The following is a 17,759-nucleotide window of genomic DNA, read 5'->3' as shown; positions in this document are numbered from 1 at the left end:
GACTATTATTTCATTACTTTTTGTTATTTTTATTGATATTTTCTTGTAAAAGATTGATTTTGTTTGCATTCGAGGTAGAATTTTTTTGCATTAACTTTTGTTTAGTAATAGAGAAAAATTATAATGGCAGTAAAGCGACTTTTTATTGGAACTTTTGTTGACTATACATTATTCGAACCTATATACGATGAAATTGTAGATGAGTTAGGCGAAGTTGTCTTCGGAAAATGGACTGAAATCAACAACTTGCATTTCACTTACAAATTTTTGGGAAATATCGAATTAGATAAAATTGATTCTCTAATCGAATCACTCGGCGATTCCTTAGGATTGAAGGAATCTCCCTTGAAAATTCGCGGATTGGGTTGCTTCCCGACTCCCAACAAACCGCGAATCGTCTATGCACGTGTTTTCAATCCCGATAATAGCATTAAGAAAAATTATGACATCATCGAAAAGAAAATGACGGCTCTCGGATTTCCGCCCGAGGTCAAATTTTTCGTTCCACATGTGACTTTGATGCGTGTCAAATCTTCTCTGACCGGATTTGCCGATAAATTGAAGACCTATAACAATATGCCGATTGGTCTGATGCCGTCGTATAAGATAAGTTTAGTTGAAAGCTCTCTAACAAACCAAGGACCAATTTACAATATAATTGCCTGAAATGGATACGAAGAGCATATTGAGAATTTCATTTTTGCTTGCCATTCTCGGCGTAATTTTATTCATCCCAAACTTAGGTTTGGTGCATTTATTTGATTGGGACGAAATCAACTTTGCTGAAGCGGCTCGCGAAATGCTTGTAACGGGCGATTATCTAAACGTCCGCATAGATTTTGAGCCATTCCACGAAAAGCCCCCGCTTTTTATATGGATGCAGGCGCTTTCGATGCACATCTTCGGCATTAACGAATTTGCTGCTCGATTGCCGAACGCATTGATTGGCATCATCACGATTCAAGTGCTGTTCCACACAGGCAGAAAATTATTTGATGTCAAATTTGGCTTGATTTGGGTTATGGCTTTTGTAGGCTCTCTGCTGCCACATTTTTATTTCAAAACTGCAATCATAGACCCGACGTTCAATTTGCTGATATATCTCTCCATCTACTACCTTTTCAAACTTAGTAAAAATGAATTGGAGAAGAGTGAATTCAAAGCAATGGATTTGTTTTATGCAGGATTGTTCTGCTCATTGGGGATGTTGACTAAAGGTCCGGTGGCTTATTTGCTGATAGTACTGACTTGGGCAGGCGTCTTTTTCATTTATCGCAAACAAGCAAAATTTCCAATAAAAAAATTGTTGCTATTCACGCTTTATGCCTCAATTTTGCCCTTAATTTGGTATTCCTTGCTGATTATGCAATCAGGCAGTGGATTGGTGGAAGATTTCATAATGTACCACATCCGTTTGCTAACTACGGGAGATGCGGGGCATTCGGGACCGATTTATTATCATTTTGTGATTTTGTTGTTGGGATGCTTTCCGGCTTCAGTGCTGATTTTCAGGTCTTTCCGCAAACAAGCCGATGATTCGCAATCGCAAAATTTATTCAAAATATGGAATTTTGTTCTGCTTGCTGTTGTCCTAATTATTTTTTCAATCGTTAAAACCAAAATAGTTCATTATTCATCGTTGGCGTATTTCCCGATTACATTTTTAGCAGCATATTCAGTGTATTCAATAGTTTATCGTGAAATCGGCTGGAAATGGACAACGACCGCAATGTTAGCTTTGATTGGCATTGTATATTCGGCACTTTTTATACTTTTCCCACTTGCATTAATCAATGTAGAAATGATTTTGCCAAAAATAACAGACGAAATGACATACGAAGTGCTGAGTTCGCGCGTACATTGGGGAGGTTTTGAGTATATTGTAGGAATCATATTTTTCGTGGGGCTTTGCATTTCGCTTGTATTAGTCTTTCTGCGAAAATATTTGCCCTCATTTGTCGCCCTGACAGCGACTATTGCAGTAACCATAACACTATTTTTGCCACTCGTAGCGCCCAAAATTGAACAATACACACAAGCTGCTCCGATTGAATTTTTTGGCTACCTTGCCCAAGATGATGTTTACTTGCATACTCTGGGATATAAGTCATACGTGCCATTTTATTATGGCGCAAAGAAATACGAGCGCTCACGCTATTATTTGGGGATGTCAGGCAGGGAATATGAACAATTTCTGCTCGAAGGCGATATCGATAGCGACGCATATTTCTCGGCAAAGATGACAGCTGCCGACAATTTTGCAAATCAATACCACGAATTAATCGAGTTATATCGCAAAAACGGCTTCGTATTCTTCAAACGAGAGCGAATTCAATGACATTTGAAATGGTCGAATCCTTGCAAACATGAATTGCAATAATGGAGTGATTTGCAAGCGGTCGAACCAAATTCGCTTATGATTTTCGTATCGTCCGAATCGCAAAATGGGCAAATTATCGCCGCCGGAACTTTGATAATATTAAACAAATCGGAGCTTTCCAATTCATAAGTTTTATTTTGTGGCGGAGCAATTCCCGATTCTTTCAATTTCAGCTTCGTTTCATCGCTCATCCAATCAGTTGTCCAAGCGGGCGAAAGTCTCGTTTCGATAATTAAATTGCTAATTCCTACCGTTTCGAGCACTTTTTTGATTTCATTATGAATCCAACCCATTGCCGGACATCCGGAATAAGTGGGCGTAATAACGATTTTCACTTGATTATCGCTAACAATAACTTCCCGAACCATTCCCATTTCGATTACGCTAACGGCAGGAATTTCGGGGTCTTTGACCTCTTGGAGAATCTCCAAAATTTCGTCTTTTGTTATTGCAGCTACACTCATATTCTTACCATTTAGCATCGGGATAGAGCCGGCGCAGGTACTGCATATCCGACAAAATATGTCCCAAATTTTCGGTGTGATAGCCTTTTCTGCCGCCGGATTGCATAAACAAATCAATTGACGGCACATCGAGCGTTGCCTTCGTGAGCAATTGCGAAACAGATTCATACCATTTTGCTTTCAATCCGCTTAAATCAGGAATAATTCCTTCCGATTTGAGCAAATCGTCATCACCGTCAGTTTCGAATAATTCGCCTGTGTACATCCACAAAAATTCGACCGCTTCGGCTATTCGCTTATGGCTTTCTTCTGTTCCGTCGCCGAGCCTTAGCATCCATTCCGACGAGTGGCGCAAATGATATTTGGCTTCTTTGACAGATTTTTCGGCGATGCCTCTGATTTGCTCATCGGTACTTTTCGATAATGCTTCCATCAAATAATAATCATAAACATCGAAGAAAAATTGACGGGCAATTGCATAGGCAAAATCATCGGTGTTTTGCTCGCACAGCAGTGCGTTTCGGAATTCTTTTTCGGTTCGCAAATATGCCAAATCATCTTCTGTGTGGTTGGAATTTTCCAATTCGGCTGCATATTTCAAAAACAAAACGGATTGACCAAGCAAATCGAGTGCAATATTCGACATCGCAATATCTTCCTCGAGTATAGGAGCGGCGCTACACCATTCGGCAAGGCGATGCCCGAGAATCAGTCTATCGTCAGCGTGTTTTATCGCAAAATTGAACAAGGCTTTTTTCGTAGCATCAGTGGACATCAACGTTTACTCCTTTGGGGATTTTGTAGAATTGTGGGTGGCGATAAACCTTGTCATCAATCGAATCGAAAAAGGCTTCATTGTCCTGCGGAGCGGTTGCCGTAATCAATTCCGATGGAGTTACCCAAATGCTGACGGGTTTGTCCCGACGTGCGTAAACGTCGCGCGCATTTTGGATTGCCAATTCGGCATCTGGCGCATGTACGTTGCCTACGTGCTCGTGTGGTTTGCCTGTCTTCAGTTGTATGAAAACTTCCCAAAGTTTCCATTGTGTGTCGTTGCTCATTTTTCACCTGTTTTTAATTATTTTTTACTCGATAGTTTCTTTTACGTGTCATAGTCGGATTTATTACTTTGTGAAATATCGAATTAATACAACACTAACATATTTGATTCGACGTAATTAATTGTAATGATGGACTAATTAAAAAAATAATGGAAAAAATTATGGATGACAAAGCAAAACTCGAGGAATTTGAAGCTCGAATTAATGCAGGCGAAAAAATCGAACCCAAAGATTGGATGCCGGAAGAATACCGCAAAAATCTGATACGGATGATTTCCCAACACGCACACAGCGAAATTGTGGGGATGCTTCCCGAAGGAAATTGGCTGACTCGTGCTCCCAGTTTGCGCCGAAAACTTGTGTTGCTTGCCAAAATCCAGGATGAAGCCGGACACGGGCTCTACCTTTATAACGCTGCCGAAACTCTCGGCATCTCGCGTGAGGAATTGCTCGATAATTTGCATACCGGCAAAGCCAAATATTCCAGCATTTTTAATTACCCGACGCACACTTGGGCAGACATTGGCGCCATCGGATGGTTGGTGGACGGCGCGGCAATGGTCAACCAAGTCAGCTTGATGCGGACTTCGTACGGACCGTACGCTCGGGCAATGGTGCGAATTTGCAAGGAAGAGGCTTTCCATAATCGCCAAGGCTATGAGCTAATCGCCGAATTATGTGCCGGAACGCCGGAGCAAAAGCAAATGGCTCAAGATGCACTCAATCGTTGGTGGGGACCCTCACTTCAGATGTTCGGACCCGACGACAAGCACTCTGTCCATAGCGAGCAATCATTGCGATGGAAAATCAAAGCCGAAAGCAATGAATCGCTGCGTCAAAAATTCATAAATATGACTGTGCCTCAAGCCGAAGCTCGCGGCTTGACAATTCCCGACCCGGAACTCGTTTTCCATCCCGAAACCAAGACTTACAGCTACGGACCAATCAATTGGGACGAATTTTTCAATGTAATCAAAGGCAACGGCTTTTTGAATAAGCAACGCCTCAAAACCCGAAACGAAGCCCACGACCGAGGTCATTGGGTGCGTCAAGCCGCCGAAGCATACGCCCAAAAGCATATGCAGTAGGGGAATTTTAACTGTCTTTCTGAGGCTGTCTCACAAGGGCAGCCATTTTTTATATTTTTGTGGAAAAAAAAGAGAAAATACTAGGTACAAATCGGCGTCATAACGGTTGTAATCAACAATAAGTTAGCGATGCAATGAGACCAAAGTTTAAATACTATAATCAATCACAAGCGTTTCTACTACCTCCATCTCTTGATGAAATGATTAAAGAAACTCATCCTGTTAGGACAATAAATAAAATTATTGATGAAATTGATATAAGCGATATAAAGAAAACAATTACATCGGTGGCGGAGCTACCAGCTACAGCCCGAGAATGCTTCTGAAAATACTCGTATATGCTTATATGAATAATGTCTATTCAAGCCGAAGAATAGAAAATTTAGTGCAAGAAAATATTCATTATATGTGGCTAAGCGGTATGCAAAAGCCGGATCACAATACAATCAATCGCTTCCGCAGTAAACGCTTGGCAAGCGGCTTGAAAGAAGTATTCTCTAAAGTAGTAATGCTATTTCATGAAGCCGGAATTTTGGATATTAAAGATATATATACAGACGGCACGAAAAATAGAAGCAAATGCCAAACAATAAGTTTTGTTTGGGGTAAAAATATCCGAACCCGTAAAGAAAAAATATTACAACAAGTCAATGAATTGTGGAAATACGCACTTCAGGTAAGCGCAGAAGAAATGCGGGGCGTCCGACCACAGAGCTATGAAGAGATAAATCCCGAGAGTATAACTGAAACAATAGAAGAAATAAATAAAGTATTGGTAAAAAAGATTGATAAAAATGTACGCGCTAAACTGACAAGAGTGAAGAAAACTTGGTCATGAACAATTAAGGAAATATGACATACGAAAAGCAAATGAACGGTCGCAACAGTTGTTCAAAAACCGACCCTGATGCAGTATTTATGCGAATGAAAGAAGACCGCATACCAAAACGGACAACTAAAAGCTGCTTACAACTGGCAAATAAGTACAAACAATCAAATAGTGGTCAATTACAGCATTCATCAAACACCCGGAGACACTTCAACATTTGTTGAACATATAGAATCATATAAACGCCAATATCGTGAATATCCTAATTCAATCACAGCTGATGCAGGTTATGGGAGTCATGAGAATTAAATATGCAGAAGACAATAATATCAAAGCTATATCAAATACAATTATTTTCATAAAGAGCAGAAAAGCAAGTGGCAGAAAGACATCAGCAAGTCCGACAATCTATATTACAACGAAGAACAGGACTGTTACTATTGCCCAATGGGTCAAGTGATGGAAAATATCGGAGAGAAAGAAAATAACTTTGAACGGATACAAACAAATAGTTAGCCGATATAGAGCCAAAACCGTCGAGTTTGCTCGCTGCGAGCGGCTTGTCACGTAGGAGCTGACAATCGAACGATAGAAATAAACAAGAAGCAAAACGACTAAAGAGAGCAAGCAAAATCCCGACTGATGAGTCATGAAGGTGTGAAAAAACGAAAACGACGACCAATTGAACCGGAAGCGGTTTTTGGCAATATCAAACACAACAAACAATTTAGAAGATTTTTTTACTGAAGGCAAAGAAAAGTAGAAATCGAAGTTGGACTATTGGCTCTAGCCCACAATCTGAGCAAATTTGTAGCTTAAAATAGCAAAATATCTCACTTTCCCATCAAAATTGCCTCAAATTAGCATCAAAACATACCAAAAAATGGAATAATACTCATTTCTAGTCAATTATTAAATTTAGAATACTTTATTATAACAATTAGTCCCATTTTATCACCTTATTGAAAGCCAAAGAGGCTGCCCTTGTGAGACAGCCTCTCTGGGTGAGGTGATTTTCTTTGGTCGGGTTGAGGTAAGCTGTTGCACATTTTTAAAGATGTACATAAAAACAAATAATAATTTAGAATAAAATCGTTTCTGAACAAATGGAAATCAAGGAACATATTGAGTATTGGATAAAAGCTTCAAATGAAGATTATGAAGTTTGTTTGCTTTTGATTGAGTCAAAGAAATATTTACACGCTTTGTTCTTGGCTCATCTATCTCTTGAAAAATTAGTAAAAGCTCATTGGGTGGGATATAATGAGAATTCTGTTCCACCGAAAATTCACAACTTGGTTTCACTAATTAAACAGACAGAAACAGAACTTAGTGATGACCAGCTTGTTTTTCTGACTATTATGAATGATTTTCAGATTCAAGGGAGATACCCGGACTATAAATTAAAAGTTCATAAGCTATTAGCCAATGAATATGTTGATGAACTAATGGAAAGATTTAAAGAGGTGAGAGCATGTTTACTCGCGAGTTTTGCATAAAATATGCTTCTGAATTCGTAGCCAAACTAAAGAGCAAAGGCATAGATATTAAAATTGCTAAAATCTTCGGCTCTTACTCCAAAGGGTCTGCAAATGAATTTTCTGACATTGATTTGCTATTGGTCTCAGCCAATTTTAAGGGTGCAGGCTTTGTTGACTACAAATTATTTGCTCAAGAGTTGATTGACTACGATAAGATACATGTGAGAACATACTCATATGAAGATTATCAGGAAGGCGACCCATTTATCGATGAGATTGAAAAAAGTGCTATTGTTATAAGTTAAACTTTATTCTATGACATGTAATCTGTACGCCTCATCAAGGTATCCGCCATAACTACAATTTATTTTAGGACGATATACTGGCTCGTCCCAAAAAACATTGCCAAACATAGCCCACGAATTTATTCGTGGGTATTTTTTTTATAACGCGACAATCACTCCCTGAGCTTGTCGAAGGGTGCGATGGGGTGCGAATCGGGCGGGGCGGATTGACTTTTCTTTTCCCACGGTTGAAACCGTGGGCTATGGTTGTAAATTCAAGACGAGACACAAACAAAAAAGGGAGAAGCAATAATTTGCGTCCCCCTTTTAATCATTAATTTCTAAGTTATAAATTTAGAATCATTTTTCTTGAAAATCCAAAGTTTTCGGCTTGGATACTATAAATATAGACGCCGCTTGGTAAGCCCTTTGCATTATAGGTAACTTCATGGTATCCACTATTCATCCAAACATTATTGACTATAACTGATACTAAAGAACCTTGTGCATTATAAACATTTAAAGTAACATTTGAAGCACTTGGTAAAGCAAATTTAATCGTTGTTGATGATGTGAAAGGATTTGGATAGTTCTGACTCATGGTATAAGCAGATGGTATTCCACTTGCATTATTAACATGAGTGATACCATTTGTATGAATGCCCTTAGCATGAGTTGAAGCCCATTGCACATCTTTTGTTGTGTGGCATTGCAAGCATGAATATTCAAGAGTTGAACCGGACATGCCCTTGTCATCAACTTTTATGAATTTATAAGTTTTCGGCGGAGTCGCTGTATTTGAAATATCTTCCAGGTTATCAAACATTGTGATAGGATCTGTCAGTATTTTAAAGAAATGCAAACTTTGTTCTGACACATAAGGACCCAACTGATCACCATTTCTTGCGCCTTTTGGCATGTGGCAATCTATACAAGACGCATTTGTTTTTGAAAATTCATGTCCTGTAATATGTTTATTAGTATGACAATTTTCACAGCTTGCACTTGGTTTAATTCCACCTATATTAAAATATACGCCTTTATGTGCATCATGGCACGTAGCACAGTCGAAGCCCATAGCACCGTGTTTAGAAGCGAGTAGCATATCACCTTGTTCGCGATGACGGACAAATCCGGTTGGCACCTCATTAACAGTTCTAGGTTGCCATTCAACTCTTTTATTCCATGTGTAAGTAGTTGTTTCAAAGTCTCTGTCACGGGCATGACAAGGGAGACAATCGCGGTTTGTAGTTGGTTTTGAGCTTGGACTTGATACATGAGATTTCGATGGTCCATGACATCCTTCACATCCTATTCCAGCTTCAGCCCAGCTACCTTGGATTCCCGGATAAGCCTCAAATTCAGGTGTTTTATCTCTGCTTGGTCCGGTTGTATGGCAGCGGTAGCAATTGTAAGAATATGTAGTCTTACCGGGTTCGGCTTGAGTGTATTGTACCCATCTTTTAGTAGCAAGGTTATATTGGCGTTTTGGACCCCAAATTAAGTATCCTTCCAAATCTAAGAAGCGAGCGTTTGACCAATACCCACCAAGGACAAAACCAATATCACTCCAATTTAATCCTTCTGGTGGATGTGGGACACCACTTTCCAGGACATAGTTAATCTGGCTTCCTATTTTCTTTTCAGCAGATAGGACCGGGTAAGTTGGCCCATTTGTCCCATCCAATTTTTGAATTTTATATGGATGTCCAGATTGTTTCCAATGAGTATATGCATTAGGGTGGCAGTTTTTACAGGATTCACTGCCGGCAAATTCTTGGGCTAACATAAAAGTATAGCCTAAAGAAAATATAGCAAAAGAGAGAAGTAATCTTTTTAACATAACAACTCCAAATTTAGGGTTCATTAAATTAATATTTAACTATAATGTATATTTTAAAATGATTATAGAACCCAATTATATAATCATTTCTAAACCTTACAAAAATACAAAATATAAATTCTTGTTACTCCGCTGTAGCTCTGTATAAATCCCTATGTCATACATTTTCAACATCAAATTTTCATTTTGTATATTTGTACAATGCTAACTTAAAAAATAATTTTCTTATTTCCAACAAAAAAAATGAAAATATTTTCAAAAAATTTAAAATATTTTCATTCTTTATGTTACAATGAAGGGAAACATGTTTTTTTCAGCTGTCAATTGTAACAACAGACAGGACGAGTATCTCCGGTATACTTTTGTTATAGCTATTCAATCCCTTCAGGATTGTTGAATATGTCGCGATTTCTTTCCCCGCATTTCATACGGGGCTATTTACATTCAATCTCTTCGAGATTAACACGGATAAACGTTTCCTCGCACCCTAGAATAAATTCGTGGGCTATGTTTTGGACAGTACGCTGTTCTGTCCCTACATTTCAGGCTCAATATTCATCCGATGACTTGAATTCAACAGATGAATTATCTCTTTAACAAATGTGCCGCACTTGTGAACTTGGAGTCATCGGATGAATTAATTTATAAAGTCATTTTTCATTCCCCAAGAATAAATTCATGGGCTATGTTTTGGACAGAACGATGTTCTATCCCTACAAAATCTGAAGGGGGATAAATCCTCTCTCATCCATGCAATAAAATCCCCGAATAGCAGTTAATAATCTATATTTTGTTAATTTCGCATTGGGTCAGATAGATGAATTTTTTAGCTCTGAATTGTAGTAGTGCAGGGGATGTGCGTTTAGACAAGGCTTTCGATTTGATGATAGAAAAGTTGGGACCAACAGCTGAAATTAACAAATTTACAATTCGCGATTTGGATATCAAACCCTGCTACAGTTGCACTGCACAGTATTCCTACCAATATGACGATAAATGCAGATGCGATGACGATATGAACAAAATGTATCCCTTTTTCAAGGAAAGTGACATTTGGTTTTTTGCACTCAAAGTGGAAGATATTGAATCCTTGACTTATCTCCGAAATCTTTTGGATAGAATGGAACCTTTGTTCCAGCCAATCTATTTCTTAGATAATGGTATGGATTTCAGCTCCGCACCTGATTTCAAACTTAACGGCAAGATTGCCGGAATAGTCCTTTATGATGCAAATTTCAAAGATTCAGCCGAAAAAGTTGCCGAGCATCTCGAATCAGTCAGCATTTTATTCGACAAGAAATTTTCGAGCGTTGAATTGATTGATTCTAACGCCGATGATACTTATATTTCGGAACGAATTGACGACATGCTCGACAAACTAAGCGAAGAAATTACAGCCCTGTAAGAGAATGAATCTTTAAAACTCTCAGCTCATGTCTGCCGGCTTCAAAATTAGTCGCTATAAATTTCTCCGTGATTTCCATTGCGTTTTCCGAATTTATTAATCTCGCACCCATACATAATACATTCGCATTATTATGTTGTCGGGCGAGTTCTGCCATTTCCGGTGTCAAACAATTCGCTGCTCTGATTCCCCTAACTTTATTGGCAGTAATAGCCATTCCTGTGCCTGTGCCGCAAATCAAAATCCCAAATTCTGAATTCTTCGTTGCAACCGAATCGGATACTGCGATAGCGAAATCCGGATAATCAACGCTATCGGGAGATTTCACTCCATAATCTATAACTTCGTGACCTTTTGATTGCAAAAATGATATAATTTCTTTTTTTAAATCATATCCTGCGTGGTCGGAACCGATTGATAATTTCATCTTTTTATCAGTTTATTTTTACAAAATTTTTCAACATCTCAATACTATAAATTAACAAACTGTCTAAAGTCGGCTTTATTTTATCCCAAATTTTTCAATTCTACAATGTGGAAAATCGAGTTTCACTGTGGATAATTATACTTTCTAACAAAAGTGTTAATAATACTAAACTTTCCACAAAATTGTCAACATCAAAAGTTCCCTAAATCGCTTTTGTAAATATTCAAAAATAAACGAACTTATAAATTTCCAAATTCTAATTATCAACTTTTCAACGGTTCTTATTATTATAAAAACAAGAAGGTAAATAAAATATTATGTTGATAATGATAATAAGAAAAGAGGCACTAATCGTTTTTGCTGATTGTTTCAAAACCCGTATATTTGCGGAGTGCTTCCGGTACGTGGAAGCAATTGTCCGAATCGGTGTATTGCTCAAGCATAGCAACCATAATACGAGAGGTAGCCAATCCACTGCCATTCAAAGTATGGATGAATTCGGGTTTAGCATTGGGTTCGGGTCTGAAACGAATATTTGCACGGCGTCCCTGAAAATCCGTAAAGTTAGAGCAGCTTGATACTTCGAGCCAATTCTTTTCACCGGGCGACCAAACTTCGATGTCGTATGTCATAGACGCTGCAAAGCTTGTATCGCCGCTGCAAAGTCTAAGAACGCGATAGTGAAGTTTTAGAGCTTTGACGATATCTTCAGCTTCTGTAAGCAAGATTTCGAGTTGTTCCCAAGATTTATCGGGACGTGAGAAATTCACCATCTCCACTTTGTTAAATTGGTGCACTCGCAAAAATCCACGAACTTCTTTGCCGTAACTTCCGGCTTCGCGTCGCCAACATGGTGAAAAGCCGCAGTATTTAATTGGTAATTTTTCATTCGGCAGCATTTCGTCATAATGATAATTTGTGATTGGAACTTCTGCAGTAGGTATCAAATAAACATTATCTTCTTGAGCGTGGTACATATCTTCAGCCATTTTTGGCAATTGTCCCGTGCCGTACATTGATTTTTCGTTTACCAGATATGGAGACATCAATTCTGTGTAGCCATGATTTTCTAAGTGATAATCAAGCATAAAGTTGATTAGCGCCCGTTCCAATTTTGCACCTTTGCCACGATAAAAAGCAAATCCCGAACCTGAAACCTTTGCACCGCGCTCAAAATCGATGATAGCTAAATCAGTCGCTATGTCTATGTGGTTACGTTCTACTTCTTTTTTGTACTCTGCACCCCATGTACGGACAATTTGGTTGTCAGCGGCAGATTTGCCCGCAACAACATCAGGTCCTGTCATATTTGGTATGTAAAGTTGGACTTGGTAGATTTGCTCTTCTATTATTCTAAGCTCGTCGTCCAATTTTTTGATGTTATCGGAAACATCTTTCATTGATGCAATTTTGTCATCTGCATTTTGCCCGTCTTTTTTAGATTGAGCAATCTCTTTCGACACAACATTTCGCAAATTTTTCAGTTTTTCGACTTCTTGTATAATCGAGCGTCTTTTTTCATCGAGCTGAGGTATTTGGTCCACATCCGCAGATTCGTTCTTATTTTTAATGTTGAGCCGAACGGCATCAATGTTGTCCCTGATAAATTTCAAATCAAGCATAATCCACCATTTTTCATATTGTTACATAATTGAATACAAAAGTAGCAAATTAAAAGGAGATATTTATACTGTAGAGGTGTGAATTGAGCTAATTCTTGCGGATAATTCGTTCTGCCATCGGCATTAACTCGACGGCTTTTTTGATATGTTTTGAATTTGTCATCATAACTTCATTACGTTTGTTTTCATCCCAAATTATTCCTGCCAAAGCAGCCTTGATATTGAGCATAATGAAATGTTCATCTCTTTTAAATTCATCTTGGTTCCAAACTATTCCGGAAGCAATGCTAACGTCTATGAAATCATAAATCATTACGCTATCAACTTGGAAAGATTCGAAATAATACCGGAAATTTTCACGATAAAGTGTTTCGATATTTTTACGGTTCTTGATGTAATACGATAGGCAATACTTGTTGAAAATATTCTCTGTAGTCATAGATTTAGTCAAATACGTAGTGGAATCATCATTAATAACGTAGTCAGGCACAATACCGCCACTTGCTAACACCGGGCGACCTGACTTAGTACGAAATATAGGTGTAGTCTCGGTAAAGCCATGTTCGGGAGTAAGTTCAGTAGTATGACCCAAATTCATACCGTCTTTCAGTACGATACGGTCTGTGAGCGTACCGTAAGTTTCCTTGTTAGAATAATCTTTTTGGATGCTGCGACCGGAAGGAGTATAATATTTGGCAACCGTAAGCCAAAATTCCGAACCATCAGCCAAACGGTAAGGTTTTTGGACTAATCCTTTGCCGAATGAAGTTTGACCAAGAACAAGGCTTCTGTCTAAATCTTGAAAAGCACCTGCTAAAATTTCCGGTGCCGAAGCTGTTTCGCCGTCAATCAAAAGTATCAAAGGCAGCTCTTTATAATCTCCACTCTTCGTGGATTTATAAGTTTCATTATATTCCGGGTCACGACCTTTTGTAATGAGAACATTCTCGTTTTCGTCAATAAATTCATCAGCAACGAGATATACCTGCTCTACGATTCCACCGGGATTTCCACGCAAATCTATAATCAAGCCTTTCATTCCCATTTGGGATAAAATGCTTAATGTATCTGTCAATTCGATATGAGTAGTGGCATTAAAGCGGCTGATTTTTATATATCCAATGTGCGTATCATCAATCAAATATGATGAATTGATACTATAAACGGGAATTCTCGACCGAACGATGTTTACATCTTTTTGTAATTTACCGTTTGCTTTAAGTATGTCCAATGTTACATAAGTATTGCGTTCACCGCGTAGCTTATGGTCAACTTCACTCATCGTAATGCCGATAGCACTTTCTCCGTCAATTTTCAGAATTTTATCGGCAACGTCTAAGCCTGCAGATGAAGCAGGACCTTGTTTCATTACGTTGAGTATATTGATTGTATCATTGATTATGGTAAAAGTAATCCCTACTCCGAAAAAGTTCCCGGAACGGCGGGCTTCGATGTCTTTTATTTCATCTTTAGTGAAGTAGTATGAGTGTGGGTCTAACTCTTTGAGTATTCCACGAATGGCAGCATCCACCAGAATACTTGTTTCATTTTGGTTTAAGTGATTGTCTTGGGCTGTTTTGATTACCTGATTCAGCTTCTGTAATTGTTGTTGGACCTTATCATTGGAATGGCTTACAGTGCCGATAAACATCAGCACAATAATTGACACCATGAATGATTTTGAATACATAACCGTAATCGCCCCTAATTTAAGCTTATTAAGTAATAACGAAATTAAAACATTTTCATTTAACAATTTTATGGATTATCCACACATTTTCCACAAAAGTAAAGTAAAATTCGCTAATTTGAGGAATAAAAGAAGGGAAATTGCATCTTTTGATGTAAATATATTGAAGCAGCATGTTTATACTACAAAAATGTAAGTAAAAGCTTATGTTTTACTTTTTCAGAATCTTGATTTGCTTGATATCAGCATGTTTGAGCATCCAAAATAAAGCACCCAAAATGGTCGCATATTGCAAAAAAGAGAAGATGTTCATTTTTTGCTTGCCATGCCATGACCATAAATCAAAAAGAGGAAATTCGTTTGTGAGTGGCGTTAAAAAGGGAATTACTGAACTGAAATCATTCGGGTAATCGGGAATGAAAAGAAATGCACGAGTAGAAATTAGCTGTGTAATTGCAATTAGAGCAATGATTTGCCAATTCAGCAAAGTACCTCGCTCTGAAAGAAATTTGCCTATCAAAACATAGACAACCGGCATTGACCAATAGAGCAATCGTTCTGTATCCGAGCCGCCAACTAAGCCGACGAGCAACATCGCTATAACAAAAAATAGCAAGTGCGGTTCGCTTTTCAAAAACTGTAACCCATTACGAATATTATAGATAGCTAAAATCAAAATGGGACCGAAAGCCATCATAAGGGCATGAACATACTTCGCGGCTGATTTCTCGTAAAGCCAGCCCAAAGTCGCTCCAAAAAAGGTCGAATCATCACTTTTATTGACAAATGCTATTATCATGATATAGCCGAGCAAGCCAATAATCATGGGAATGAAATATGTTAGTTGCTTTTTTTGTGGGAGATGAAATTCCATTTTTTGCTCTTTCAATGATACAAAACTCGAAAATGCCAAAGCCATTGCGGGAACTAAGCATATTTCACGGAATAATACACCAACGCCTGTTAATAGTGTCAGAAGTATAAGATTTCCCCGTTTGGATTTGTCGCGGATTATATTTGTCACGGCAATCAATGATGCGAGCATGAATGTGATTGAAGCCGGGTCGGTATGCACGGGATAGTAAATTGATAGTCTCAGTGGTGCCTGCCAATATATAATGTATAATGCCACCAAAAGCATTATAATTCTTTCGTCATCAATATATAATCGCAGGAAATGGAGAAGCAAAAATATTGATATGACCGCAAAAACAAGATTGACGGATTTGAATCCCGTCATCAAGTCATTCGGGAAAAAGACTGAAACTACATATGGAGTGCCGATACGATAAACGAATGGCGATTTTGCAGTTGGTGTCTCGCCGTTTACGAAATCAGTAGCTAATTGATAATAATACACACCGTCAAAACCCTTGCCCTCATTGTGGCTTATTTGCTTTTGGAAAGTAAATCCAACTATCAAATATGCCAAAATCAGCAAGGCTACAAGTGCATGAGTATCAGCTTTTTTGAGCATATCACTCCGGCACGTCTGCTACTTTTGTCATGAGATTTTGGATTTCCTCACCCAAACTCTTGTTGTAATCTAAAATTCGCTGAAATTCCGGCTCATTATGGAAAATATGGGCAATTGATTCATAATAAGCTACGAGGGCATCTTGGAATCCCTTCGCACGGGTGAATAAAGATTTCAAAGCCGAATGGTCACCGACGATTTCAATATCTTGGAAAAAGTGGTTCAAATCGAGAGCAACCGAAAAGTCCACTTTTGAATCTTTGACATTGTAATGCCCGAGTTTTGCTTTGACTGCTAATGCGTTGAAATAAATCCTGTCTAATACTTTTTGCTTGGCGGCGCTTTCTAATAATAATTGCAAAGGGGAATCTTTGTGAAATCTTCTCGAAAATTTTGAATAAAAATTTACGGCGAGCTCTTCCGCTCTGATTGCCGTATCAATATACTTTTGAAGAATTTTGTTCATTGCTTTTCCAAATTTATTTATAGTGACTTAATCTTTCAAATCTTTGTATGTGTCTGTATGTATCCATTCGCTGCAAAGGTTGAGCACTCCGCGAAAAATTGCGTAAATGTATTCGATTGAGTTTCGGTTTAAGTTTTGATGTATCGGCAAACCAATTTCGCCGGTTTCCTCCGTATAAATGTGTTCAATTCCAAATTCAGTCAATTTTTTGTTGAAACGATAATTATGTTCATGTATAAAATAAAACGCAGATGGAATCAATTCATTTTTTTTCTCAGCTTTTATATCTTCCAAATTGAATAGTTCTTCAAAAATGCCCTTGTTTCGTTTACGTAATGCAATTAACACATCCATCTCGAGCAATTCATTGGCGATTGACGAGAAAACTAATTGTCGCTTGAACACATCGAGGCAATGATGATTGTTCCACATGTCTTTGTCGCCGATTTCAAGATTCACGATTAAAGCACCAAATTGGACTGCGAAAATTTTGCTCAAATCTATGTAATAAGGTTCTGCGTTTGCAGATTTCCATTCATAAGTGCGTTCAATTGGTTCAAAATTCAATTTGTTCAAAATATTAATCGCTTGTTCTGCAGAGGGAACGAAAGTAATAGCATCAGAAGCAATCGAGCTTTTGAGTGCTTTAAGTGTTTCAGTCGCATCTTCAGAGACTTTAGAGACTAAATTATTGGCATTAAATGGATTGAGAGAGATATTTAATTTGATTTTTGGAGGATTGAAAATAACCGGATAGCCGAAACTTTTCCATTTTTTGAAAAAATTATAAAGCGATTCGCGATACGATACACCAACATCAATATATTTGAACTTGCTGCCGGCGAAATAGTTAACGCAATGCCACAGTAAAAAATCTTGAACACGAAGCAGCTTACCCGCCGGATTTCCTGCCAAATTATTCAAAAAAAGATGATTGCCGACCGGAAGTAATATCACGGCTCCGATTGGCTCGCCATTTTGCTCGGCAATGAACATGAATTCGTTCTCGTTCAATTGATTTGGCATGTTTGGGTCTTCGGGGTCATACCACATTGATTTGAGAATTTCTATATCATCAGCGTTTCCGGCAACTTTACGAGCTGTGACGCCCTCTTTGCTTGCTTTTTTGATATTCTTTTGGACTGAATACGGAATAGTATCCCAAACCAAATCCGGGTCGAGAGCCAATCCGCAACCTGTGTGAACAAAATCTTTACTTACATACCCCGACATATTTACTCC

16 protein-coding genes and 1 pseudogene are annotated in these 17,759 nt (G+C 38.3%); 7 read left to right on the top strand and 10 right to left on the bottom strand.

The genetic code is table 11. The features are described 5' to 3' along the window. Positions 1–123: 123 nt before the first annotated feature. Both thpR and M9949_02560 read left to right on the top strand, forming a co-directional pair. Positions 124–666, top strand: a complete 543-nt coding sequence (gene thpR / locus M9949_02565) for an RNA 2',3'-cyclic phosphodiesterase (protein ID MCO5250288.1) — start codon at positions 124–126, stop codon at positions 664–666. A 19-nt stretch (positions 667–685) separates the two neighbouring features. Next, positions 686–2,338, top strand: a complete 1,653-nt coding sequence (locus M9949_02560) for a glycosyltransferase family 39 protein (protein ID MCO5250287.1) — start codon at positions 686–688, stop codon at positions 2,336–2,338. Here the strand turns inward: M9949_02560 and paaJ are convergent. Genes paaJ through paaB form a run of 3 tightly spaced genes read right to left on the bottom strand, consistent with a single transcriptional unit; the run spans position 2,332 to position 3,905 of the window. Then, complete coding sequence (gene paaJ / locus M9949_02555) at positions 2,332–2,844, bottom strand: phenylacetate-CoA oxygenase subunit PaaJ (GenBank protein MCO5250286.1); 513 nt, start codon at positions 2,842–2,844, stop codon at positions 2,332–2,334. The genes M9949_02560 and paaJ overlap by 7 nt on opposite strands. A 4-nt stretch (positions 2,845–2,848) precedes the next feature. Then, positions 2,849–3,619, bottom strand: a complete 771-nt coding sequence (gene paaC / locus M9949_02550) for a phenylacetate-CoA oxygenase subunit PaaC (protein ID MCO5250285.1) — start codon at positions 3,617–3,619, stop codon at positions 2,849–2,851. Next, complete coding sequence (gene paaB / locus M9949_02545) at positions 3,609–3,905, bottom strand: 1,2-phenylacetyl-CoA epoxidase subunit B (GenBank protein MCO5250284.1); 297 nt, start codon at positions 3,903–3,905, stop codon at positions 3,609–3,611. The genes paaC and paaB overlap by 11 nt, the downstream gene beginning before the upstream one ends. A 161-nt stretch (positions 3,906–4,066) precedes the next feature. Here paaB and paaA point away from each other — a divergent pair, with 161 nt between their 5' ends. From paaA to M9949_02525, 4 genes and pseudogenes are all read left to right on the top strand, one after another. Continuing rightward, positions 4,067–4,993: a 1,2-phenylacetyl-CoA epoxidase subunit A gene (paaA, locus tag M9949_02540; GenBank protein MCO5250283.1), complete on the top strand. Its 927-nt coding sequence runs from the start codon at positions 4,067–4,069 to the stop codon at positions 4,991–4,993. 134 nt (positions 4,994–5,127) lie between these two features. Next, a pseudogene (locus M9949_02535) lies at positions 5,128–6,641 on the top strand (IS1182 family transposase). 287 nt (positions 6,642–6,928) lie between these two features. Continuing rightward, complete coding sequence (locus M9949_02530; GenBank protein MCO5250282.1) at positions 6,929–7,321, top strand: HEPN domain-containing protein; 393 nt, start codon at positions 6,929–6,931, stop codon at positions 7,319–7,321. After that, positions 7,297–7,608: a nucleotidyltransferase domain-containing protein gene (locus M9949_02525; GenBank protein MCO5250281.1), complete on the top strand. Its 312-nt coding sequence runs from the start codon at positions 7,297–7,299 to the stop codon at positions 7,606–7,608. The genes M9949_02530 and M9949_02525 overlap by 25 nt, the downstream gene beginning before the upstream one ends. A gap of 325 nt (positions 7,609–7,933) precedes the next feature. Here M9949_02525 and M9949_02520 read toward each other — a convergent pair whose 3' ends face one another. Further along, positions 7,934–9,430, bottom strand: a complete 1,497-nt coding sequence (locus tag M9949_02520) for a T9SS type A sorting domain-containing protein (GenBank protein ID MCO5250280.1) — start codon at positions 9,428–9,430, stop codon at positions 7,934–7,936. A gap of 817 nt (positions 9,431–10,247) precedes the next feature. Between M9949_02520 and M9949_02515 the strand changes: the two genes are divergently transcribed. After that, positions 10,248–10,835: a hypothetical protein gene (locus tag M9949_02515; GenBank protein ID MCO5250279.1), complete on the top strand. Its 588-nt coding sequence runs from the start codon at positions 10,248–10,250 to the stop codon at positions 10,833–10,835. Here M9949_02515 and rpiB read toward each other — a convergent pair. The 6 genes from rpiB to M9949_02485 form a co-directional block, all read right to left on the bottom strand. After that, positions 10,822–11,262: a ribose 5-phosphate isomerase B gene (gene rpiB, locus M9949_02510; GenBank protein MCO5250278.1), complete on the bottom strand. Its 441-nt coding sequence runs from the start codon at positions 11,260–11,262 to the stop codon at positions 10,822–10,824. The genes M9949_02515 and rpiB overlap by 14 nt on opposite strands. Before the next feature lie 347 nt (positions 11,263–11,609). Then, positions 11,610–12,884: a serine--tRNA ligase gene (gene serS, locus M9949_02505; protein MCO5250277.1), complete on the bottom strand. Its 1,275-nt coding sequence runs from the start codon at positions 12,882–12,884 to the stop codon at positions 11,610–11,612. Positions 12,885–12,972: 88 nt separating this feature from the next. Continuing rightward, complete coding sequence (locus tag M9949_02500; protein MCO5250276.1) at positions 12,973–14,574, bottom strand: S41 family peptidase; 1,602 nt, start codon at positions 14,572–14,574, stop codon at positions 12,973–12,975. 211 nt (positions 14,575–14,785) lie between these two features. Then, the gene (locus M9949_02495; protein ID MCO5250275.1) at positions 14,786–16,051 is read right to left on the bottom strand and encodes a hypothetical protein; all 1,266 of its coding nucleotides are present in this window, start codon (positions 16,049–16,051) and stop codon (positions 14,786–14,788) included. Position 16,052: 1 nt separating this feature from the next. Further along, complete coding sequence (locus M9949_02490) at positions 16,053–16,517, bottom strand: hypothetical protein (protein MCO5250274.1); 465 nt, start codon at positions 16,515–16,517, stop codon at positions 16,053–16,055. Positions 16,518–16,544: 27 nt separating this feature from the next. Next, positions 16,545–17,750, bottom strand: coding sequence for a hypothetical protein (locus M9949_02485; GenBank protein ID MCO5250273.1), 1,206 nt, complete (start codon positions 17,748–17,750; stop codon positions 16,545–16,547). Positions 17,751–17,759 lie beyond the last annotated feature (9 nt).

This window comes from Candidatus Kapaibacterium sp., assembly GCA_023957315.1.
Lineage (GTDB): Bacteria > Bacteroidota > Ignavibacteria > Kapaibacteriales > UBA2268 > PGYU01.
The sequence above is the reverse complement of the archived record's forward strand: the minus strand, read 5'-3'. Positions and strand labels throughout refer to the sequence as shown.